We start from the raw sequence: 22,030 nt of genomic DNA, 5'->3' as shown, positions 1-22,030 counted from the left end.
AATAGGTTATAAACTACTGAACAGGCAGGGCAGACAAGCACTTACGGCACATACAAACTCCAGCCTTTGGAATACCGCTTGTATCGCGCCTCTCTAATTCAAAACACCAACACGTGTCTTTACCAGCGCTGATATCGCATTGAGCGGGTTCATTACATTGGGGACATTGGTGAGTTGAACTCGCGCCACTGACATTATCCATAACAGAATCCCTTTCGCTTTCAGATAAGCCTTTCCAACCTATAATTTCTTCCATTGTGCGAAAGCAGCCGCTACACATTCCGCCATTATTTTTACAAGCCGCTCGGCAAGGTGTTTTCATTTATCTAACCTGTGATTCATTTGGGCTGAAATGTAGCATATTTGTTTGGCTATTAAGAGTCAGAAAAATAAAAATGACCAAGCGAAAGAAGTAAATGACCTCGTAATTTCAAGGCTTTTCATGTAGCATCTCGCCCCTTTTGTTGCGTGGGGGATATTATGTTTATTGGATTTGATTATGGAACAGCGAACTGTTCTGTCGCGGCGATGGTTAATGGAGAACCTAGCCTGTTACCACTAGAAGGTGACAACCACTATATTCCCTCAACTGTGTTTGCTCCTACTCGCGAGAGTGTTTCTGAGCATCTATTTCGCCATTTAAACATCAAGCCAAGTGATGCGGTTGGTGAGCAAGTGTTACGACGTGCGATTGCATTGAACCGAGAAGAGAGTATCGACCTAGTACCGGAAGATATGGCATTTGGTCAGGCTGCGTTGGATCTCTATTTAGAAGACCCTCGTGACGTTTATTATGTTAAGTCCCCTAAGTCTTTCCTTGGTGCGAGTGGACTGCATGATGTTCAGGTGAGCTTTTTCGAAGATTTAGTGTGCGCCATGATGGCAAATATTAAACACCAAGCTGAGCTTACGACTCAAGAGCAGATCAAACAAGCCGTCATCGGCCGACCAATTAACTTTCATGGTCGAGGTGGAGAAGAGGCGAACAGACAAGCTGAAGATATACTGTCTCGCGCAGCTAAGCGTGCCGGTTTCTTTGATATCGCTTTTCAATTTGAGCCAGTAGCTGCAGGTCTTGATTACGAAAGCACCTTAACTGAAAACCAAACGGTATTGGTTGTGGATATTGGCGGTGGTACCACCGATTGTTCATTGTTAGAAATGGGACCAACTTGGTCTGGTAAAGCGGATCGTACCCAGAGTTTGCTCGCACACAGTGGACAAAGGGTAGGGGGCAATGACCTCGATATCTATCTTGCGTTCAAACAACTGATGTCACCTTTTGGTATGGGCAGCAAAGGCATTTCGGGTATCGATATGCCACTGACTCAATTCTGGAATCCAATTGCGATTAATAATGTTGAAGCTCAAAAGAATTTCTATTCAAGAGAAAACCTAGCAGCATTGAAATTACTTCGTAAAGAAGCGTCAGAGCCTCAAAAGCTAGAACGTTTGATGAAGGTTTATCATGATACTTTAGGTTACGGCATTGTGCGCAGAGCGGAAGAAGCTAAGATCGCGCTGGCAGAATCCTCTCAATATCGTGCTGCGATTAATGTTGCCTCTGAATTGGTCGAGGTGGACATCTCAATCGAACAGATGGTTGAAGCGATTGAAACACCAAAGTCTAAGATGATTGAGTTGGTTAAAGAAGCGATTCAACAAGGTCAGAAACAGCCAGACGTAATCTACATGACGGGTGGTTCAGCTCGTTCACCGATACTTCGTGAAGCTGTACAACAAGCTGTGCCTAACGTACCTATTGTGAGTGGCAACTATTTCGGTTCGGTAACTGCAGGTTTAGCTCGCTGGGCTGAAGTTTGCTTCAAATAAGAGTTTAATGATGTGTTATTAAGGGCAACCGGTCGCTGATTGGTTGCCCTTTTTTTGTATTTTTTTTAGTGAACTTTCAATTGAGTGATTTTTCCTAGCTCAAATTGGGAATTGTTTCACAAAGAAAAATATTTCAGCTGAGTTCTGTGTGTTACAAAATGTTTCAAGGTTAAAGATATGTCACTCAATGGCCTAATGAGTAATATGTTGCTTTGAATTTTAATGCTACTTTTGCGATTGAAAAATCAAAAATTGATGAGCTATCAGTCTCAAAATATAAAAAAGGTCACGACAGATTTGTGTTCTATCTTATTGTTTAATATTGATTTTTTGTTTTTTATAGTGTGATTTGTTTTATTTTATATATTTTAATGCAACTTTTTTGTCATTCGTATATTAGTGTTTTCCTACTTGTTAAATGCAGGTAACAACTTCTCCGTAAGCACGAGGTTGTTAGTGAAAAACTCACCCAGTTACAAATGGATATGACAATGAATAAGAAACTTTTAGCGCTAGCAATTTCTGGTGCAGTATTTGGTACACAGGCAGTTGCAGTAGAACTTTACAACGAAGACGGCACAACATTCTCAGTTGGCGGCCACGTTTCAGTTGCAGTTGGTGACGTAAACAGTGGTGACCGTATCAACGAAGATGATATCGGTGTAGAGTCTGTTTCTCCACGTATTAACTTCAACGCTACTCATGAACTAGGTAACGGCTTTACTGCTGATGCTAAAGGTGAATGGGCGCTAAACATGCTTGACGGCGGTGATGAAGCATTTACAACTCGTTTAGGTTACGTTGGTCTAACTCATGATGACCTAGGTCGTGCAGCAGTAGGTACTCAATGGGCACCTTACTACAACGTTGCTGGCGTTGCTGATATGCCAATCGCTTTCGCAAACGACTTTATTTACGATGATCACGGTAATCTAGGTACTGGCCGTGGTGAAGAGATGGTGAGCTACGCTAATGCACTAGACTTCGGAAACGCAGGCTCTCTAAGTGCAGCTGTTGCATGGCAAGGCCGTAAGGCAGATAAAGACAATGGCAACGATTACGGAAACCGTGGTCAGATCGCTTTGAACTACGCTATTGCTGACTTCACTGCAAACTACGCTTACAACACAGGTGACGTTGATTACGCAGGTTTTGTTGGCTCAAAAACTGCTGATTCTCACGTATTAAGTGCAACTTACGGTTCATACGGCGCGGAAGGTCTATACCTTGCAGGTGTATACGCAATGAACAACTACATGAACTCTGCGACTGTAGGTAGCTTCACTGGTGTACTAGAAGAGTCTGTAGCAATTGAATTACTAGCTTCTTACGCTCTATCTAACAGCCTTAACCTAAGCGTTAACTACGAAGCGGTAGAAGACGACAAGAACAGCGAAACTGTATACAGCACGACTGCTCTACAAGCTGAATACAACTTCACATCTCAGTTCGTAGGTTTTGCAGGTTACCAGTTTGATCTTCAAGGTTCAGGCCTTTACAAGAAAGATGCTGACGACCAGTGGCTACTTGGTGCTCGTTACTACCTATAAGTCGCAGACTTATTTAGCATAGTGTTTACTCCTTAAGTTTACCTTTTAGGATACTGTCCTAGACACCATGCTAAGCCCTCTCAAGCCTTTTGGGTTTGAGAGGGCTTCTTTCGTTCTATACGCACCTGTTTGAGCTTTTCCTTCATGTTACCGAGCCATTCATTTTATCTACGTAGCTATGGCTCTTGTTATCAGTTCTTATATGTCGCGATCTTCGGATAAAAGTATTTAAATCATTTAATTGAGCTAAAGATCAGAATTTAGATATTGGTAACCATCTTGTCGAAGATTCTCTCTTTATGATGCGGTAAACTCTGCGTTCCAAAAATAGTTCAGGGACAAACTATGAGCAGCGTTGTAGATCAGGAACAATTGATGAATTCGAAACGAACCGCAACACCAACCAAGGTGCTGTGTGTTGGGCGTAACTATGTCGATCACATTGAAGAACTTAACAATGCAATCCCTGATGCTATGGTGGTTTTCAATAAACCGAGTACCAGTGTTACGTCATCTCTGTCTTCTTTTCATCAAGAAGCACTGCACTACGAAGCCGAAATCTGTTTCATCGTTGAAAACGGTCAATACTCAGCGGTAGGTTTAGGGTTAGACCTGACTAAGCGCGAGTTGCAAAGTAGCTTGAAAGCAAAAGGCTTACCTTGGGAGCGCGCCAAGGCGTTTGATGGCTCTGCCGTGTTTAGTCGCTTTGTTCCAACTGATAACTTAGACCTTGAAGACCTGAATCTAGAGCTGTTTATTAACTGTGTTCGTGTTCAGAAAGGACATGTTGAGCAGATGCTTTACTCCCCACAAACTATCCTAGAAGAGCTGTCTTCTTATACCACCTTGCTAGACGGTGATGTTGTGATGACGGGTACTCCAAAAGGTGTTGGTGCTGTACACAAAGGCGATATCTTCCTTGGTCGCCTAAAGTGTGGCGATACGACATTGATTGAGATCGAGTGGGTAGCGAGTTAATTAATACTCTATGTTTAGTTAATAAGTTGGTTTGAATGGTTTAAGTTGGTTTTTAATTCGTACGATTTACCATCTTACAACTAATTGCATCTGGAAGGGTGTTGGTAATTGATATAAAATCCGCCTCCGTTTTTATCAATACTGAAACCCATGATCGACTTAGCCATTCTACCTGTTTACCTGACTGCCGTTGTCGCACTTCTCCTTTTGCCTGGTCCTGATATGTTACTCATCGCGAGCTCAAGTATGAGCTATGGCCGCAAGGTTGGTGTGTTTGCAAGTTTGGGTAACGCGACTTCCGGAATTATCCTGACAGTATTGGCAGCAATGGGTGTTTCAACATTGATTGCGATGAGTCCTATTGCGTTGAAAGCTCTACATTTGTTAGGTGGCGCGTACCTGTTGAAGATGGGATGGGACTGCCTGCGAACAGAACAGGGTAATGCGCCTGAGTTAACGGATAATTTTGCTGCGAAAGCTTATTATCAAAGAGCGCTAATCAGTAATCTGCTTAACCCTAAAGCCTTGGTATTCTTTGTGATGTTCTTGCCTCAGTTTGTATCGACGAATATTGAAGCGACTTCGGGCGAGCAAATGTTAGTGCTTGGTCTGCTACTGAATGTCTTAGGTTTAACTTTCAATTTCTTGCTGGTGGCATTGGTAGGTACTATCGGTAAGTCACTGGTAGAAAATGCTAAGTTCCGCACCTATCAACAGAAAGTGATGGGCGGAGTCTTCATCGTGTTGGCTATCTGGATGTTGTCTTCTTTCTTTACTTCGTAGACGAATCAAACCAGACATCTTTTTGCGGTTAGCCGCTGAGACAAAATGGACGCTTCGAGCGTCCATTTTGTTTTTAATCGTTATATGTTGAACGATACCAATCGTTAAGAATTCAGTTCTTGCTGGTGTTGCTCGATGAGTTTGTCCATGTATTCTTCACCGCGTAGACGAGTTTCTTCGTAGGTTTCTGTCCCTTCGAACTTTGTCACCGTCTCATAGTAAACCTTAACTTTAGGCTCGGTTCCTGAAGGGCGGACGATAATGCGGGAACCATCTTCGAGATGATAGATGAGTACGTCGCTCGCAGGGAGGTTTATCGCCTCTGTTGCACCACCAGTAATAAAGCGCAGAGAAGACTGCAGATCTTCAATCACAGAGATAGCGACACCGTTGATTGCTTTAGGCTGTGCCGAGCGGAGCTTAGAACCAATTGATGGTGAGTCTGGGTCTAGGGCAATACTTCGTTGTGCGTTGGTGTGAACCCCATGTTCAAATGAAATTTGAGCGAGAAGATCCCAAATCGTTCGACCTTGAGATTTTAACTCTTCAACCAATTGAGCAAACACGACGATAGCCGATAGTCCATCCTTATCTCGAACCTGAGTACCAATTGTGTAGCCTAACGCTTCTTCATAGGCGAATAAGAACTCGTTCTGATCATCTTCTAATTGCATCCCAATATTCGCCAACCATTTAAAGCCTGTCAGCGTTTGGAAATAAGTCGCACCATGGGATTTAGCCACTTTCTCTAGCAGGGTGGATGAGACGATGCTATTACCAACTAATTGGTTTTTGGTGTGTGGCTTTGACAACAAGTAGTGCGCGAACAACACCCCCACTTGGTCACCCGTGAGCATTTTATAGGAAGTATCTTCAGTTCTGACTGCAACGGCGAATCGGTCTGCATCTGGGTCATTGGCACAAGCAATGTCGGCATCGACACTTTTTGCTAAGTTAACCACCAGATCCATCGCGCCTTTTTCTTCCGGATTCGGGAAGTTCACGGTCGGGAAGTTACCATCGGGCTCTCTTTGCTCGGCGACGCTGAACACCTTATGGAAACCAGAATCATGAAGAAGATCCTCAGCCATTTGCGCGCCCACACCATGCATTGCAGTGTAGGTGATGGTGGTGTTCGCCGATTCAATATCTTTACTCACGTATGGGCTCTGATTGATCGCAGCTCGGTAGGTCTGATAATAACCTTCAGTTAACCATACCAACTTACCTTGTGTTTCAGCATCATTAAGGCTCATCAAAGGGATAGGCTTGGTTGATGCGATATCGATTTCAGCGGCAATGCCAGCATCATGCGGAGGAATGATTTGCGCGCCATTCTCCCAGTATACTTTGAAGCCATTGTATTCTGGCGGGTTATGGCTGGCCGTCACCACAACAGCCGCTGCGGCGTTGAAATGCTCAATACCAAAAGCAACGATAGGGGTTGCAGCGACATTCGAGGTTAAGTAAACCTTAATGCCTAAAGCCGTGAGTACGGAGGCAGTATCAACAGCGAACTGCTTTGAATCTAAACGGCCGTCATAGCCCACAACCACACCACGAATCTTGGCATTTGCAACGTGCTCTATTAAATAGTGACCAAGCCCTGTCGCGGTTTCTTGTATCACTAAGCGATTCATTCTATTTGGACCACATCCAACTTTGCCTCGAAGACCTGCTGTTCCGAACTCTAATCGTTGAGTAAAGCGGTCTTCAAGTTCGTCATGCATTCCTTCATCGATGAGGTGTTGAAGCTCTTCACGAGTTCTTGGGTCTGGGTCTCTCGCTAACCAATTCATTGCATCTTGCATAATCACTAAACCTTTTAATGTCTGTATGACTTACTGTTGATTTAACTTAAGTGATATTGATTATCATTTCTATGAAAGCAATCGTAAAACTCGATATAAAATAAATTCCAACGTCAAGAGGGCATGTAGCTTAGTCACTTCAAATAATTGACTGTTTAGTAAGTAAACTTACCTTGAACTATTGGATATCACTAACTAGCCTTTTACATAAATATAACAAAATTTAACAAATTCGCCGTTTTTGAATCTTTCATGGAAACCTCCAACGTTTCTGAGCCGTATTGGCTCATGGGGAGATATGAGGTTGATAGTGCCTTAAAGCTGTCTCCATGTGAGTTGTAGATTGAGATTCAGCCTTTTCATGTGTAGTCGGGATAACAATGAATGTTGCCTGGCTCGTAATGACATGTAGTTCGTAATGAAACATAGCTCGTAACGACATTTAGGTCGCAAGTATCCAATTAGGAAGGATAAGGAGAGATCTTTTGAAAAGATTACTGGTTAGGCTAGCGTGGCTTTTGAAGAGTTTTGTTGTGGTTTTAGTGTCGCCTTTAGTGCATGCAAGTAGTGAATACAACATGACAAGAGGCGTGACTGAGATCAGTGGTGAGGTTTATGAACTTCATATGCTTATCTTCTACATCTGCTGTGCAATCGCCTTCGTCGTTTTTGGTGTGATGTTCTATTCGATTCTGAGGCACAGAAAGTCGAAGGGAGCGGTGGCGGCTCACTTTCACGAAAGCACCAAAGTTGAAATCCTCTGGACCATCATTCCAATTATTATTCTTATTGCTATGGCGATACCCGCGACCAAAACCTTGATTGCGATGGAAGACACCTCTCAATCTGAACTCACCGTTAAAATTACTGGCTCACAATGGAAATGGCATTACAGCTATTTTGGTGAAGATGTTGAGTTCTTCAGTCTACTGGCGACCAGTGACAAAGAAATCGAAGGCATTGAAGTGAAAGGGGCTCATTACCTGCTAGAGGTTGATAAGCCATTAGTTCTTCCTATTGATAGAAAAGTTCGCTTCTTGATGACCTCTGACGATGTGATTCACTCGTGGTGGGTTCCTGCCTTTGCCGTTAAGAAAGACACTATCCCGGGGTTCATTAACGAAGCGTGGACAAAAATAGATGAACCCGGTGTATATCGTGGCCAGTGTGCTGAACTGTGTGGCCGAGCACATGGCTTTATGCCGATAGTGGTGCATGCCATGGAAGAAGACGAGTTTGATGCATGGCTGGCGGAACAGAAAGAATTGGCGATAGCCGCACAACAGGCGGCTCAAGATGCATTAGACGCGTCACTTTCTTTGGAAGAGCTGAATACCATCGGTGAAGAGGTTTACAAAACTCGATGCGCGGTCTGCCACCAAGCGAACGGTGAGGGTATTCCTGGTGCATTCCCCGCTATTAAAGGTAGCCCAGTTGCTCTAGGAGATGTCGATGTGCATATCGACACCATTGTTTATGGTCGTGGAGGCACGGCAATGCAAGCCTTCGATAATCAGCTAACTGAGAAAGAGATCGCAGCGGTAGTCACTTATCAAAGAAATGCATGGGGTAATGACACGGGCGATATTGTTCAGGCTTCAGATATTAACGCTTACAAGGTTAAACAAGAAGGCGGAGCCCAAGCACCTGACGAACAGGGCTCAACGGATGAAGCACAAAGTGATGCTAAGGAGCAGCTATGAGTTCACCAATCAATAAGCCGGTGAAATCGGCGCCTGCAGAAGATCAGGCCTTAAGCCATTCTGTGGAAGGCACATTGGACAGCAATGACTTGTCTCTGGATGATCACGATTCTCACGCCGCTCCAAAAGGGTGGGCACGTTGGCTGTATTCAACCAATCATAAAGACATAGGCACATTATACCTGTGGTTCAGCTTTTCGATGTTCTTAACTGGCGGCGCGATGGCAATGGTGATCCGCGCTGAGCTATTTCAACCGGGCTTGCAGCTTGTTGAACCAGACTTCTTCAACCAAATGACCACAGTGCACGGCTTGATCATGGTGTTTGGTGCGGTAATGCCTGCATTCACGGGACTCGCTAACTGGATGATCCCTATGATGATCGGGGCGCCAGATATGGCGTTGCCTAGAATGAACAACCTCAGTTTCTGGATTCTGCCTTTTGCCTTCTTAATCTTAATTGGCTCTCTGTTTACAGAGGGAGGTGGCCCGAGTTTTGGTTGGACATTCTACGCGCCGCTGTCAACGACTTACGGCCCTGATAGCACGGCGCTGTTTGTCTTCTCTGTTCATATTATGGGGATCAGTTCGATCATGGGGGCGATCAACGTCATTGTGACCATCGTGAACATGAGAGCCCCGGGTATGACTTGGTTTAAATTGCCAATGTTCGTTTGGACTTGGTTAATCACCGCTTTCTTGCTGATAGCCGTAATGCCCGTTCTCGCTGGGGCGGTGACCATGGTGTTGACCGATAAATACTTTGGGACGAGCTTCTTCGATGCGGCTGGTGGTGGTGACCCCGTCATGTTCCAACATATATTCTGGTTCTTTGGGCACCCCGAAGTATACATCATGATCTTACCGTCGTTTGGTATTGTCTCTGCCATCATCCCAGCCTTTAGTGGTAAGCGTTTGTTTGGTTATCATTCAATGGTGTATGCGACCTGTAGTATCGCGATCTTGTCTTTCTTAGTGTGGGCACATCATATGTTCACTACGGGGATGCCGGTTTTTGCTGAACTGTTCTTCATGTATTGCACCATGTTGATTGCGGTTCCGACGGGAGTGAAAGTCTTTAACTGGGTAGCAACCATGTGGCGAGGCGCGTTGACCTTCGAAACACCAATGCTGTTCACCATCGCCTTTATTGTTCTATTCACGATAGGCGGCTTGTCAGGATTGATGCTCGCTATTGTTCCTGCTGATTTCCAATACCATGACACCTATTTTGTAGTGGCTCACTTCCACTATGTTCTGGTTACCGGTGCGGTGTTCTCGATAATGGCCGCAGCCTATTATTGGTTACCTAAGTGGACCGGGCATATGTACGATCACAAACTCAGCCTGTGGCATTTCTGGACGTCAGTAGTCTCAGTGAATGTCCTTTTCTTCCCGATGCATTTCTTAGGCTTGGCGGGGATGCCACGTCGTATTCCAGACTACGCTATTCAGTTCGCTGACGTTAACCAAGTAGTGTCGATTGGTGGCTTTGCTTTTGGTTTGTCTCAATTGATTTTCTTATGGTTAGTCATCAAGTGCGTAAAAGGCGGTGAGCCTGCATCAAGCAAGCCTTGGGATAGAGCTGAAGGACTTGAGTGGACAGTACCAAGCCCAGCACCTCATCACACCTTTACTCATCCACCTAAAATCGATTAGAGGGATGCACAATGAATGATAAGCAAAGCGAGATAGATAAAAAACAACCTAAGCGATCTACCAAGAAGCTGACGGGCTACTTGGTATTGAGTGTCGTGGCGATGTTTGGCTTCGGTTTCGCTTTGGTTCCGCTTTACGATGTGATGTGTGAGGCGTTGGGAATCAACGGTAAAACTAATACTGTTTCTGCTGTTCAACCTCAGGGGATGCAACCGGACTACTCTCGTACTGTTCGTGTGGAGTTTATGTCGCACATCAAACCTGATATGCCCTGGCAGTTTGTTCCTGAAGAGCGTGTGCTAGAGGTTCACCCTGGTGAGGTGGTTCAAACTAACTACATTGCCAAAAACCTATCTGGAGCCTCATTGGTTGGCCAAGCCGTACCATCGGTTTCTCCAGGAATGGGAGCGACCTACTTCAACAAGATGGAATGCTTTTGCTTTAATCAGCAGCCACTTGACGGGTTCAAGAGCGCTGAAATGGGTTTGATATTTTACATAGAGCCAGACATTCCAGACTCGATACACACGCTGACGCTCTCTTATACGCTGTTTAATATCACGAGTGAGGTGGTCGGGGAATCAAGCAGTCCCGAGCCTAATGTAATCGCGAGTAACTAGGAACCAGAATCAACAAAAGGAGTTGAGCGATGAGTTCTAAAAAGGAAGTTTATTTCGTTCCACATCAAAGCCACTGGCCATTAGTCGGTGCCGTTGCGCTGTTTCTTGTTGCTGTTGGAGCAGGGTTAACCGTGCAAAACATGGGGACTGATGCTGCTGGTGGCGTGTTCGGCAAAGCGGTGTTGTTAGTCGGATTTGCTGTTCTTCTGTATATGCTTGCGGGTTGGTTTAGCAACGTAATTACGGAATCATTGAGTGGTGTTTATTCCGAGCAGATATCTCGCTCCTTTAGGCAAGGCATGAGCTGGTTCATCTTTTCTGAAATCATGTTCTTCGGCGCTTTCTTTGGTGCGCTTTTCTATGCTCGTATGATTTCTGTTCCTTGGATTGGTGGTGCGGGCAACAATGAAATGACCCATGAAGTCTTGTGGCCGATGTTCCAGTCTATGTGGCCACTGACCACGACACCTGATGGCGTAACGACACAAGCTATGCCTTGGCAAGGTATCCCTCTAAAGAACACCATAATTCTGCTGCTTTCCTCTGTGACGCTGCATATGGCACATATCAGTCTTGAACAAAATAAGCGTATGGCTTTGATCGTCTGGTTGGAGATAACCATTGTTCTGGCCGGTTTCTTCCTGTTTTTCCAAGTCGAAGAGTACGTCCATGCCTATCAAGAGATGGGGCTGACCCTTCAATCAGGCATCTACGGCAACACTTTCTTCTTATTGACTGGTTTCCATGGTTTGCATGTCTGCTTAGGGACGATCTTTTTGATTGTATTACTGGCAAGGGTTGCGAAAGACCACTTTACGCCAAAAGACCACTTTGCTTTCCAAGCCGGCAGTTGGTATTGGCACTTTGTTGATGTGGTTTGGTTAGGGTTGTTTGTGTTCGTCTATGTTCTTTAACGACATATTGAGCTGCTTTAAGCCATGCTTGGAAGAATAAATATGTTTGAAAACGTTAATCAACTTGAAAGCCTTAGTAAGGCCTTGGATTTGGAGTAATGGTGCCTGAGGCTAGGGCAAGTAACAGCAATAGCACAACGATGGCAGACAGCACCACACGACGACCTAAGAAGTGACTCAGTCTTTTGCCATTTTGTTTGCCTGAGGCGATTTGGATTAGACCTTTCATCAAATTGAAAGCGATAAAAAACAGCAAAGCGACCAATACAATTTTAAATAACAACACAAAGGTAGATGACGCCATAGTGATAACTCCAAACCGATTGATTGATGATGAACACAAGTTCCGCAGTAAAGGTTTTTGGATAGCGGTTGTTTTAACTGTGGTTTCAGTCGGCGCTTTAATCAAGTTGGGTTTATGGCAACTAGAGCGAGGTAACGAGAAATTACGTTATGAGCAACAATTAATAGAGAGAGCGAAGCAATCGCCGCAATCTTTAGACATTGTTATCTCTGAATGGAAGGACTCGCGCACACAAGCGCAAGATTCATCTGAACAGCCGTTTTTAAATGGTTTAAAGGTTGATGTCGAACTGGAAACGCCAAGTGGTTTGGTCGTTTTGTTAGACAACCAGATAAACCAAGGAACGGTAGGGTATGTAATTTACATGTTGGGCGAGGTTCCAACACAAGATGGAAGCAAACAACTGTTGATCGATCTTGGGTTCGTTGCAGCAAGTAATGACAGAAGAGAGCTTCCACAAGTTGGACATGTCACTTTACCAACCAACATGTCAGGGCGCTTGTATACACGTTCAGTTAATCCTTTAAGTCATGAGTTGGGTTTGGAAAATACGACACCGAATAGAATCCAAAACTTAAACATAGCAGCGTTATCAGAGTACACCGGGCAAGACGTGCTGCCGTTTATCTTTCAACCTCAGAGCTTAGATTCATGGCCTTATGAGATGTTGTGGCGACCTACGGCGATGAAGTCTGAGAAGCACTTTGGTTACTCGTTTCAATGGTTTGTAATGGCTGCGGTACTTTTGTTTTTGATGTTGTTGATTGGGTTCCGATATTTGAAGAAAAATAGCCATATGAATCAGAAGTAGGCACTTGAAATTGAAATAGTGACTTTAAAGGCAGTGTCTGCCACAAGGAAGAAAGATGAATAAATCTCAAGTACAAATGAACAAGGAAAGTACCGAGGCCAATCTCGCTGCGTTTAAACAGCGTCGATCTCGTGGTCGTCTTGTATTAATCGGACTGATTCTGATCTTCGCCTTACCTGCCATTATCGCTAAAACCGTGTTGGACCAGAATTGGTACACCTCAGGTGTCACTAACTCGGGGGAATTGGTAGAACCAAGAACCACACTAGCGGATTTCGGTGTAACGGTACCCATGGCTGGAGAGGGGTGGTTAGTGGGTTATATCGCGCCGGTGGAGTGCGAAAGCTTGTGCGAACAACAACTCCATTATTTGAATCAAAGCTACTTGGCGTTAGGGAAAAACAAAGAGCGTGTGACTGCCGTTGTTTTTGTTTCAGAAGGTAACTCGTTATCGGGTTCGCTCGATAAGCCCGGTTTGTCTTTGTTAACTGGTGGCGATCAGTTAAGTACCGAGTTTGCGCCGGCTTCCATTGTCATTATTGACCCACTAGGGCAGCTAGTTATGGAGTATAAAAGCGTTTCTGACCCGTCGCAGTTAGTGGGGCAATCCAAAGGCATGATTCATGATTTAAGAAAGCTACTCAAGCTGTCACGAGTTGGGTAGTTAATAAGCTTAACTTGATAAGTTTTAGCAGATGGCGTTAATGCTGAGTGTTGTTAACGAAAAGGGAATAAGTATAGGGAGATAGACGATGCAGAATAAAGCCCCTGATTTACTCATCCACATGATGAGATTAACTATCTTATTGACCCTTACCGTGATTGTTCTCGGAGCTTATACACGTTTGTCGGATGCTGGCCTTGGCTGTCCTGATTGGCCGGGTTGTTACGGAAAGATCACCGTGCCCTCAGATGCCCAAGCGGTGAATCAAGCCAATCTGCAATTCCCTGAGCGAGCTCTTGAAGCAGATAAAGCTTGGATAGAGATGATACATCGCTACTTTGCAGGAACATTAGGGCTGCTCATCTTTGTCGTTGTAGCTTGGTGTATTAAAAAGAACATCACACCAGTTGGTCTTCCATTACTTATCTCAGCCACTGTGATCTTTCAGGCTTTACTTGGAATGTGGACGGTGACTCTCAAGTTGATGCCCGTTGTGGTTATGGCGCATTTGATGGGGGGCTTCACGTTACTGTCACTGTTGTGTCTGCTCTACTGCCGTTTGTCTCAATTCCAAAGCCGTTTTGGTGAGGCTTCTTGTTCTCCAACACTTAAAGTTTGGGCGCTCTTTGGATTAGTCATTGTGGTCGGGCAGATACTGCTTGGTGGATGGACATCATCAAATTACGCCGCATTGGTGTGTACACAGCTACCCATTTGTGAGGGGAACTGGACAAGCTATCTAGACTTTAAGAACGCTTTCGACTTTGCTCAACACGGCCATGATAACTATGAGTTTGGTGTGTTGGAATATCCCGCAAGGCTTACCATACATGTCATGCATCGATTCGGGGCTATTGTGGCGACATTAACGGTGTTGATGGTTGTGTATCAGCTATGGAGGTCTGGCCAAGCGCCTCACCAACAGCTGAGCGTGATTGTCACGATAGTGTTGTTTACGCAAATCAGCCTTGGAATCAGTAATGTATGGTTTCACCTGCCAATCTCAGTTGCGGTTTTGCATAACCTAGTCGCAGCAATGTTGCTCATCAGCATGGTTGTAACCAATTTTGTGGTGTGGCAACGCAAATCGAGTGAGAGCTTGGTGAAGAACAGTGTATTACAAGGAGGTAATCATGGTCAGTAGAACGTCAACACAGCATCAAGTGGTGGTTCAAGACGAAGCTTCAAACAATGAAATGGTTGGAAAAAACAAAGCTGTTTGGAAGGTCTATTTAACACTGACCAAGCCTAAAGTGGTGGCGTTAATGTTGCTGACCGCACTAGTCGGGATGTGCTTAGCGGTGCCCAATGGACTACCTGTGCAGCAAGCTCTGTTCGGGATGATTGGGATAGGGCTAATGGCGGGTTCAGCGGCCGCATTTAATCATTTGATCGACAAAAAGATCGATGGACAGATGTCTCGAACTAATCGACGTCCTTTACCATCGGGTGAGCTCAGTAGTGTACGAGTGTTTAGTTTTGCTGCGGGCATTGGCTTGCTTGGTTTTGTGACTTTAGTCGTGTTGGTTAACCCACTTACGGCATGGTTAACCTTTGCAAGTTTGTTGGGTTACGCAGTGATTTACACCATGTATCTGAAGCGAGCTACGCCACAAAATATTGTGATTGCAGGGATTGCAGGCGCAATGCCTCCGCTGTTGGGTTGGACGGCAGTTACTAATGAGCTGCATTCAAGTGCATGGTTGCTGGTGATGATCATCTTTATCTGGACGCCTCCTCACTTTTGGGCACTTGCGATTCATCGTCGTGACGAGTACGCCAAGGTAGATATTCCGATGCTGCCTGTGACTCATGGTATAGCCTATACCAAGACGTCAATTCTGCTGTATACCTTGCTGCTTAGCATTGTATGCGTATTGCCCGTGTTGGTTGGTATGAGTAGCTGGATATACTTGAGCGCCTCTTTGGTGTTAAACGGTGGCTTTGTTTATCACGCATGGGTACTTAAGTATCGGGATGAACCCAATATGGCGATGAAGACATTTAAGTTCTCCATCTATCACCTCATGATCTTGTTCGTAGCTCTGTTGGCCGACCACTATCTACTTTGATAACTGACCTTTCAGGTGTTTTAGAGCAAGAAAACGGATGCGCTAGGCATCCGTTTTTGTTTGGTTGATTACCAACACTCATCTATTAATAGTGAGTCTCTAGTGATCAATTAGTCCACTTTGTTCCAAGCATCTTGCCAGTGTGAACCTACACCTGGTTCGTACTGAGTTGCTGTTGGAGCCCATTGAACACAGTAGCCAGAGTATGGGAACTCTTTACACTGATAAACGCCACCATCGCTACTTAGTACTTTAGTACCGGCAGTGTAAGACTCAATGCTTCCTGGGAACACGAAGTCGTAGTCGCCTGCTGGTGGAGGTGTTTGCTCATCCATCAGATGGAAATCAAGCGTGTTCTGATCCACTAAGTTACCTTGGTCATCTTTCGTCACAACCACAAGCATGTGGTGGCCAGCTTCTGATTTAGACAAAGTCAGTTGAACATCTTCCACTTGTCCGTCTGCTAATTTAGATTTTTGAGAGGCAAGCGCTTCACGATGATGATTGTACACAGTCAATTCAGCTTGAATATCGCCTGTTGCCGCTAGAGTAAGGTCAAGCTGTGTTGGCTGGTTTTCATCGATAATGTACTCAGACTCTAAGCCAGTCACTTCTAGCTCATGGTCTGGTTCTGGAGTATCAATCTTGTAACCGATCTCGACGCTGTTAAAGCCTGAACCTGCCTTTAAGTAAATAGGGTTCGAACCGTATACAGGAGCGAAATCGCCTTGGCCGTTTAATTGACCTGCTTTGATTTGCGTCTGCTCTTGGTTGATCTTAGAGGCAAGATCGTAAGACCAGTTGTTTGCTTTGCCTTGCTCGTTGCTTTCAATCACTAGCTCAGTGCTGTATGAAGCGTTCTCACCAGATTGGTCGAAGACACGAGTGTAGACAGCGTCACCAACGTTCAGATCTTGAGTTGGGTTGATCTGACCGCCTTGATCCCAATCCGGAATAATAGGGCCGTCGCCATCAAATTTCACATCGATAACATTGTAGAAAGCTGCAGCAGTGTCACCCACGTCCCATACTGCAAGGATCACTTGATAACCTTCGCGTTCTGGAACATTACACAAGTGGCTTACTTGCATCGGTGGTTGTTCCATATTGCCTTCAACAACACAGAATGGTGTTAAATCAAAAGAGCTGCGTGCCAAAGGTTGGTTTGGATTCCAGTCAGGTTGCGTAATGTAGTATTTCCAATCGCGGGTTTTGTGGTTGGCTGTAAACGTCCACTCAAAATATTGAGAACCTGACTTGATAGGGCGTTTAACCCAGCGATCGGCTGTTTGCTCGTCTAGCGCTGCCGCTAAAGAAGATTCTGCACTGGCGATTTTTCCATCGACAGGGCCGACTTCAGGGAAACCTTCAGGGCCTTCCACACTTTGTGGTTCGTATTGGATACCACCACAGTCGGTGTTTTTCTGTTGTGTGTCACTCGCAGGGAACTTACATAGGGCAACACGGCTCTCAGCAACGCCATTATCGTATGCCGAAACATAACCGTGACCGAAGCTTGCACCGCTTACGCTAAGTAGCGACAGCGCGATGAGTGATTTTTTTGGGAGTTGTTTCATTATTTGTCCTTACTGTGTTTGGCCGACAAAAAAGAGAACACTCCGGCATGCATGTGCACTTAAATCCTATTAAGTGGCGGCCCCGCTATCATAGACAGAATATCTGTCGACAGACCGGTGGCTTTGCGTCCTATTCTTTCAAATAGTTTGCCAGAAGTGCGTTTAAGCAAACGGAATGTAGCCAACCAGTTTTATAAATGCGAATCAATAGATTGAAATGTGGAATGCTAATCTCGAACTTTTAATTCTTAATACAAATTAACTTGCTATATGTTTTGTTAGTTAACGTATAAGATATTGATATAAATAAAGAAAGCATTTGCTCTAATCGTTTTGTGAATGTTTTGAGCCTTTGTGTTTCGTTCTATAGAACAATAGTGCTCATATCAAAACCAAACCTTTGGTTTCCACTAACCGAACTCTGACATGTCATGTATGAAAAGACGGACAATTGATTGGTATGAATTATATAAAGGAGTCGGTATGGAATTCACAGAACAAGACAGAGATGCGTTGTATCAAACGTGGATGTCACAAAAATCGCGAATGCGAATTACGCAGATGGAGTTTTCAAAAAAGCTAGGAATGAACCAGCTTGATTTCTCAAATGTACTGCGAGGGGAGACGCCATTGACCATGTCTTTCATTAGCCACTTTTGCCGTTTACTTCATTTAGAACCTAGAAATGTGTTCCCTTCACTTAAAGAAGGCAATGAATCTGGACCTAAAGTGGTGTATTTGAAAAGTAGAATGAGTGTTGATGGCGAGATTCAAAACGCTTATATCGAAGGAAATCAGGTGATTGTAGAGTATGCTCACACCGTGCAGCATGACTAATTTTAGAGCTAGCTCTGAGTTTTAACCCTTTTTTCTACAATCTTTTCACATAGGGTATGGCATACTTATATAGATTATTCTATTTAATGTAAGTGCGCTATGAAACCTTTAAAACTTCTCTTGCTTGTTGCAACCAGCATTTTTTTGTTTGGTTGTGCAGGCGGTCCAATTAAAACAGCAACCAAGTTCACCAGCTATGAAGATTTTCAGCCAGGTCCTGACGGTGGTGTTGACTTAGTTTGGGCTAGAATCGGCCTGCGTGACGCACAACGTTTGAAATCTAAGTTAGACGACTATGATTCTGTGGTCATTGACCAGATCTTTGTGCTTGTAGAAGAAGATTCACTCGATCAAGAAGAGATTCAAGAGCTTACTGAACACATGGTTTCACGCTTGGAAGAGAAAATATCGCCTCATAAAACAATTGTCGATGCACCCACGGGTAAGACGTTGCGCCTGAGTATCGCGTTGAGCAACGTTGAAACCCCAAACCCCAAACCCTATCTTAGCCGTGACGAGTAGCGTTCTGCCATTTGGTCTTGCGATGTCCACCATTTCTAAGGTGGCAACAGGCGAACACACCAACGTTGGGAGCGCCAGTGTTGAGCTATTAGTGAGTGATGCTCAAGAGGGGACGCCATTGTTCGCTGCAATCGATCGCGAAGCCGGGAACAAAGACTTTTCGACCATGATCGATTCTCTAGACGATGCCAAAGATGCGATCAACTATTGGGTTGAACGTTTAGGTGATACTCTACAGAGAACCGATGACGCATAGAAAGAGCCTGTAATGCTAGAGAAAGAGAACCTGATCAAACTTGCCAGAATGCAGATGCCTTTTGGCAAATACGCTGGTCGTACATTGATTGACTTACCTGAAGAATATTTACTGTGGTTCGATAAAAAAGGCTTTCCGTCTGGTGAACTGGGTGACCTATTAAAGCTGTGCCTTGCTCTGAAAATTGAAGGACTTGATAGTGTCGTCAAGCCATTGAAAAGAATGTAATTAAATAAAAGCTCACGCTGATCTCGTGAGCTTTTTTTGTTTTCAGCTTCAGTCGTGGATTAGGGGCGTAGGACAATTCGAATAACATAGAATCCGATTCGGCCTTAAATTGCGCAATTGATAGCGTGTAAATAATGTTATACGGGGTGTTTTAAATATAAAACACAAAAAAAATTGCGTTTTTTTTAAATTAGTGATTGAAACTAGAGTTTTTACTAGTTAAGTTACAGGGAACAAGAAGATATGTGCTGATGGAAAGTTACGTGAGATAACGTACATTCAGCTCAAGGATAGAAAATAGGAAGAAGTAAGCAATGTTCCAGACTGATGATGTAAGAATTAACAAAGTAAAAGAGTTATTACCACCTGTTGCTGTTTTAGAAAAGTTTCCAGCGACAGAAGTTGCTTCTTCTACAACCTTTGAAAGCCGTAAAGCGATTCATAATATTTTAGAAGAAACCGATGATCGCTTACTCGTTATTGTAGGTCCATGTTCTATTCATGATACTGAAGCTGCTCTTGAGTACGGCAAGCGTTTGAAAGTGCTACGCGACGAACTCGGTGACAAGCTTGAAATCGTAATGCGCGTTTACTTTGAAAAGCCACGCACAACGGTAGGTTGGAAAGGTCTAATCAACGACCCGTACATGAACGATACGTTCAAACTAAATGATGGCCTTCGTCTAGGACGCAAGCTACTGCTTGACCTAACTGACATGGGCATGCCGACAGCAAGTGAATTCTTAGATATGATCACACCTCAATACGTTGCTGACCTAATCAGCTGGGGTGCAATCGGCGCGCGTACTACTGAATCTCAAGTTCACCGTGAATTGGCTTCTGGTCTATCTTGCCCTGTTGGCTTTAAGAATGGCACAGATGGCAACATTAAGATCGCAACGGACGCAATCCGTTCTGCTAGCGCTTCTCACCACTTCTTGTCTGTAACTAAATACGGCCACTCAGCTATCGTTGAGACAGCAGGTAACCCTGATTGTCATATCATCCTACGCGGTGGTAAAGAGCCAAACTACAGCGCAGAACACGTTGGTAAGATTAAAGAAGAGCTAGCAGATTCAGGTCTTCCACAAAAAGTGATGATTGACTTCAGCCATGCAAACAGCTCTAAGCAGTTTAAGCGTCAAATGAACGTATCTGATGACGTAAGCGCACAAATTTCTGGTGGCGACAAAGCTATCTTTGGTGTGATGATCGAATCTCACTTAGTTGAAGGTCGCCAAGATCTGGTTGACGGCAAAGCTGCAACTTACGGTCAATCTGTTACTGATGCATGTATTGGTTGGGAAGACACTGAGACAGTTCTTCGCCAACTGGCAGATGCTGTTGAAGCTCGTCGCAACAAATAGACTAATGACAGCCAGCAACTAAGCTACTGAAAATTCAAAGCCCTTATTAGCAATCGCTAGTAAGGGCTTTTTTGTTGCTCTTAGGAGCAAATTGGAAGCACTTTGTACTCTTAAATGAGAAAAGACAGTAGCTCTTCGACTTTATGTGACAACAAAGCTTTATCTTTTTGGGTTTCAACATTGAGGCGTATCAATGGTTCTGTATTCGATTTTCTCAGATTGAAGCGCCATGTTCCCATATTCACACTGATACCATCGATGAAGTCTACCGCAACGGCGCCCTTTTTATAGTGTTCTAAAACAGAAGCTATAACTCGGTTGGGATCTGAAACTCTGCGATTTATCTCTCCGGAAGAGGGGAATTTAAGCATACTGGTACACGTCAATTGGTGAAGAGATTGTTGAGTCTTCGAAATTAGTTCGATAACCAGTAGCCAAGGAATCATGCCTGAATCACAATATCCAAAATCACGGAAATAATGGTGTGCGCTCATTTCACCACCGTACACTGCGTTGAGCTCTCGCATTTTCTCTTTGATCAAAGCATGTCCAGCTTTTACGCCAACAGCGTTTCCACCTAGTCTTTCTGCAACCTCTATTGTATTCCATGTCATGCGCATGTCGTGTAGTACAGTCGCATTGGAGTCTTTCAGCAAGAAGGCTTCGGTTAGCAGGCCGACGATGTAGTAACCCTCAATGTAATTGCCTTTTTCATCGAAGAAAAAACAACGATCAAAATCTCCATCCCATGCGATACCAAGGTCAGCGGAATGAGCTAGCACAGCATCTCGTGTCGCAATCTGGTTTTCTTTGATTAAGGGGTTTGGAATACCATTAGGGAATTTCCCATCAGGAGTGTGATGAACCTTGATGAAAGAGATAGGAACATTCAGTTCGTTAAACCTCTCCTCTAACGCGTCAATGACATGCCCTGCAACACCGTTCCCAGCATTAACCACAATCTTCATCGGTGACAGCTTTGATGGGGTTATATACGAGAGTAGGTGCTCGACGTACGGAGCAAGAATATTGGCCTTTCTGCAAGAATCAGAAGGTAGCACTCTACTGATAGTTATACCGTTTTTCAGCTCTTGACCCAGAACTTCAATACGCTGTTTGATTGTATCTAATCCACTGTTTTTACTGATCGGATTAGCGTCCAAACCAACTAATTTCATTCCATTGTAATTGATTGGATTGTGGCTTGCCGTAATTTGGATTCCGCCAATTGCTTTTAGGTGACGAGTTGCAAAATAGACCTCTTCAGTGCCTGTCATACCTAGGTCTATGACGGCTATTCCAGATTCGATTAGACCCTTGGTCAGAGCTCCTTGCAATGGCAGAGACGTTTCACGGTTATCACGACCAATCACTACTTGAGCCAAGCAGTCGAATGACGTTTCACCTGAAGTGGAAAAGACATATTCGCCAAATGCCTTTCCAAGTAGAAAGGCGAGATGTTCATTGATTTGTTTACCAATGATGCCGCGGATATCGTTGTTCTTAAAGCAGCTCAGGTCTAATGTTGATTTCATCGATTTG

20 protein-coding genes, 1 pseudogene and 1 riboswitch are annotated in these 22,030 nt (G+C 44.3%); of the genes and pseudogenes, 16 read left to right on the top strand and 5 right to left on the bottom strand.

What is annotated here, in order from left to right:
• Positions 1–13: 13 nt before the first annotated feature.
• Entirely contained in the window at positions 14–322 is a 309-nt protein-coding gene (locus CWO08_RS05965; RefSeq protein WP_108020096.1) for a DUF1289 domain-containing protein, read from the bottom strand.
• Positions 323–480: 158 nt separating this feature from the next.
• Between CWO08_RS05965 and yegD the strand changes: the two genes are divergently transcribed.
• The 4 genes from yegD (at position 481) to CWO08_RS05945 (ending at position 5,144) form a co-directional block, all read left to right on the top strand.
• Positions 481–1,833 (top strand): molecular chaperone, encoded by a 1,353-nt coding sequence (yegD, locus tag CWO08_RS05960; protein ID WP_108020095.1) that lies wholly within the window; start codon positions 481–483, stop codon positions 1,831–1,833.
• A 491-nt stretch (positions 1,834–2,324) separates the two neighbouring features.
• Positions 2,325–3,383 (top strand): porin, encoded by a 1,059-nt coding sequence (locus CWO08_RS05955; RefSeq protein ID WP_102479721.1) that lies wholly within the window; start codon positions 2,325–2,327, stop codon positions 3,381–3,383.
• Between the two features lie 345 nt (positions 3,384–3,728).
• Positions 3,729–4,361 carry a fumarylacetoacetate hydrolase family protein gene (locus CWO08_RS05950; protein WP_108020094.1) on the top strand — a complete coding sequence of 211 codons (633 nt, stop codon included), beginning with the start codon at positions 3,729–3,731 and terminating at the stop codon, positions 4,359–4,361.
• 150 nt (positions 4,362–4,511) lie between these two features.
• A complete protein-coding gene (locus CWO08_RS05945) occupies positions 4,512–5,144 on the top strand; it encodes a LysE family translocator (protein ID WP_107899088.1) in 633 nt (210 codons plus the stop codon).
• A 104-nt stretch (positions 5,145–5,248) separates the two neighbouring features.
• Here the strand turns inward: CWO08_RS05945 and CWO08_RS05940 are convergent, their stop codons facing one another.
• On the bottom strand, positions 5,249–6,955 hold the full coding sequence (locus CWO08_RS05940; protein WP_108020093.1) for a phospho-sugar mutase: 1,707 nt from the start codon (positions 6,953–6,955) through the stop codon (positions 5,249–5,251).
• 485 nt (positions 6,956–7,440) lie between these two features.
• On the opposite strand from CWO08_RS05940, the gene coxB reads away from it, so the two are divergent.
• Genes coxB through CWO08_RS05920 form a run of 4 tightly spaced genes read left to right on the top strand, consistent with a single transcriptional unit; the run spans position 7,441 to position 11,850 of the window.
• Positions 7,441–8,658, top strand: coding sequence for a cytochrome c oxidase subunit II (gene coxB, locus CWO08_RS05935; RefSeq protein ID WP_108020092.1), 1,218 nt, complete (start codon positions 7,441–7,443; stop codon positions 8,656–8,658).
• Complete coding sequence (ctaD, locus tag CWO08_RS05930) at positions 8,655–10,316, top strand: cytochrome c oxidase subunit I (RefSeq protein ID WP_102479028.1); 1,662 nt, start codon at positions 8,655–8,657, stop codon at positions 10,314–10,316. The genes coxB and ctaD overlap by 4 nt, the downstream gene beginning before the upstream one ends.
• Positions 10,317–10,327: 11 nt before the next feature.
• On the top strand, positions 10,328–10,936 hold the full coding sequence (locus CWO08_RS05925) for a cytochrome c oxidase assembly protein (protein ID WP_102321409.1): 609 nt from the start codon (positions 10,328–10,330) through the stop codon (positions 10,934–10,936).
• A 29-nt stretch (positions 10,937–10,965) separates the two neighbouring features.
• Positions 10,966–11,850, top strand: coding sequence for a cytochrome c oxidase subunit 3 (locus tag CWO08_RS05920; RefSeq protein ID WP_048659083.1), 885 nt, complete (start codon positions 10,966–10,968; stop codon positions 11,848–11,850).
• Positions 11,851–11,923: 73 nt separating this feature from the next.
• Here the strand turns inward: CWO08_RS05920 and CWO08_RS05915 are convergent, their stop codons facing one another.
• On the bottom strand, positions 11,924–12,154 hold the full coding sequence (locus CWO08_RS05915; protein WP_048659084.1) for a DUF2909 family protein: 231 nt from the start codon (positions 12,152–12,154) through the stop codon (positions 11,924–11,926).
• Between CWO08_RS05915 and CWO08_RS05910 the strand changes: the two genes are divergently transcribed.
• The 4 genes from CWO08_RS05910 (at position 12,048) to cyoE (ending at position 15,701) form a co-directional block, all read left to right on the top strand.
• Positions 12,048–12,965 carry an SURF1 family protein gene (locus tag CWO08_RS05910; protein ID WP_102431457.1) on the top strand — a complete coding sequence of 306 codons (918 nt, stop codon included), beginning with the start codon at positions 12,048–12,050 and terminating at the stop codon, positions 12,963–12,965. The two genes, CWO08_RS05915 and CWO08_RS05910, sit on opposite strands and share 107 nt — an antisense overlap.
• A 55-nt stretch (positions 12,966–13,020) precedes the next feature.
• The gene (locus tag CWO08_RS05905; RefSeq protein WP_102431458.1) at positions 13,021–13,629 is read left to right on the top strand and encodes a hypothetical protein; all 609 of its coding nucleotides are present in this window, start codon (positions 13,021–13,023) and stop codon (positions 13,627–13,629) included.
• A gap of 88 nt (positions 13,630–13,717) precedes the next feature.
• Positions 13,718–14,773, top strand: coding sequence for a heme A synthase (locus tag CWO08_RS05900; RefSeq protein WP_108020091.1), 1,056 nt, complete (start codon positions 13,718–13,720; stop codon positions 14,771–14,773).
• Positions 14,763–15,701 carry a heme o synthase gene (cyoE, locus tag CWO08_RS05895; RefSeq protein WP_108020090.1) on the top strand — a complete coding sequence of 313 codons (939 nt, stop codon included), beginning with the start codon at positions 14,763–14,765 and terminating at the stop codon, positions 15,699–15,701. Before CWO08_RS05900 ends, cyoE begins: the two co-directional genes overlap by 11 nt.
• Before the next feature lie 110 nt (positions 15,702–15,811).
• Here the strand turns inward: cyoE and gbpA are convergent, their stop codons facing one another.
• Complete coding sequence (gene gbpA / locus CWO08_RS05890; RefSeq protein WP_108020089.1) at positions 15,812–17,278, bottom strand: N-acetylglucosamine-binding protein GbpA; 1,467 nt, start codon at positions 17,276–17,278, stop codon at positions 15,812–15,814.
• 72 nt (positions 17,279–17,350) lie between these two features.
• Positions 17,351–17,440, bottom strand: a riboswitch (cyclic di-GMP riboswitch).
• A gap of 321 nt (positions 17,441–17,761) precedes the next feature.
• Here gbpA and CWO08_RS05885 point away from each other — a divergent pair.
• The 4 genes and pseudogenes from CWO08_RS05885 (at position 17,762) to aroG (ending at position 20,488) form a co-directional block, all read left to right on the top strand.
• A complete protein-coding gene (locus CWO08_RS05885) occupies positions 17,762–18,115 on the top strand; it encodes a hypothetical protein (protein WP_048659090.1) in 354 nt (117 codons plus the stop codon).
• A 99-nt stretch (positions 18,116–18,214) separates the two neighbouring features.
• Positions 18,215–18,893: pseudogene (locus CWO08_RS05880) on the top strand (DUF3313 domain-containing protein).
• Between the two features lie 12 nt (positions 18,894–18,905).
• Complete coding sequence (locus tag CWO08_RS05875; RefSeq protein ID WP_004730103.1) at positions 18,906–19,121, top strand: DUF3820 family protein; 216 nt, start codon at positions 18,906–18,908, stop codon at positions 19,119–19,121.
• A 314-nt stretch (positions 19,122–19,435) separates the two neighbouring features.
• The gene (aroG, locus tag CWO08_RS05870; RefSeq protein WP_108020088.1) at positions 19,436–20,488 is read left to right on the top strand and encodes a 3-deoxy-7-phosphoheptulonate synthase AroG; all 1,053 of its coding nucleotides are present in this window, start codon (positions 19,436–19,438) and stop codon (positions 20,486–20,488) included.
• Positions 20,489–20,598: 110 nt separating this feature from the next.
• On the opposite strand, the gene CWO08_RS05865 is transcribed toward aroG, so the two are convergent.
• Positions 20,599–22,023, bottom strand: coding sequence for a phosphomannomutase CpsG (locus CWO08_RS05865; RefSeq protein ID WP_108020087.1), 1,425 nt, complete (start codon positions 22,021–22,023; stop codon positions 20,599–20,601).
• Between the last annotated feature and the right edge of the window lie 7 nt (positions 22,024–22,030).

The organism is Vibrio sp. 10N.286.48.B8 (assembly GCF_003050085.1).
In the GTDB taxonomy this organism is placed as follows: Bacteria; Pseudomonadota; Gammaproteobacteria; order Enterobacterales; family Vibrionaceae; genus Vibrio; species Vibrio crassostreae.
This window is presented reverse-complemented; position numbering and strand designations above follow the sequence as displayed.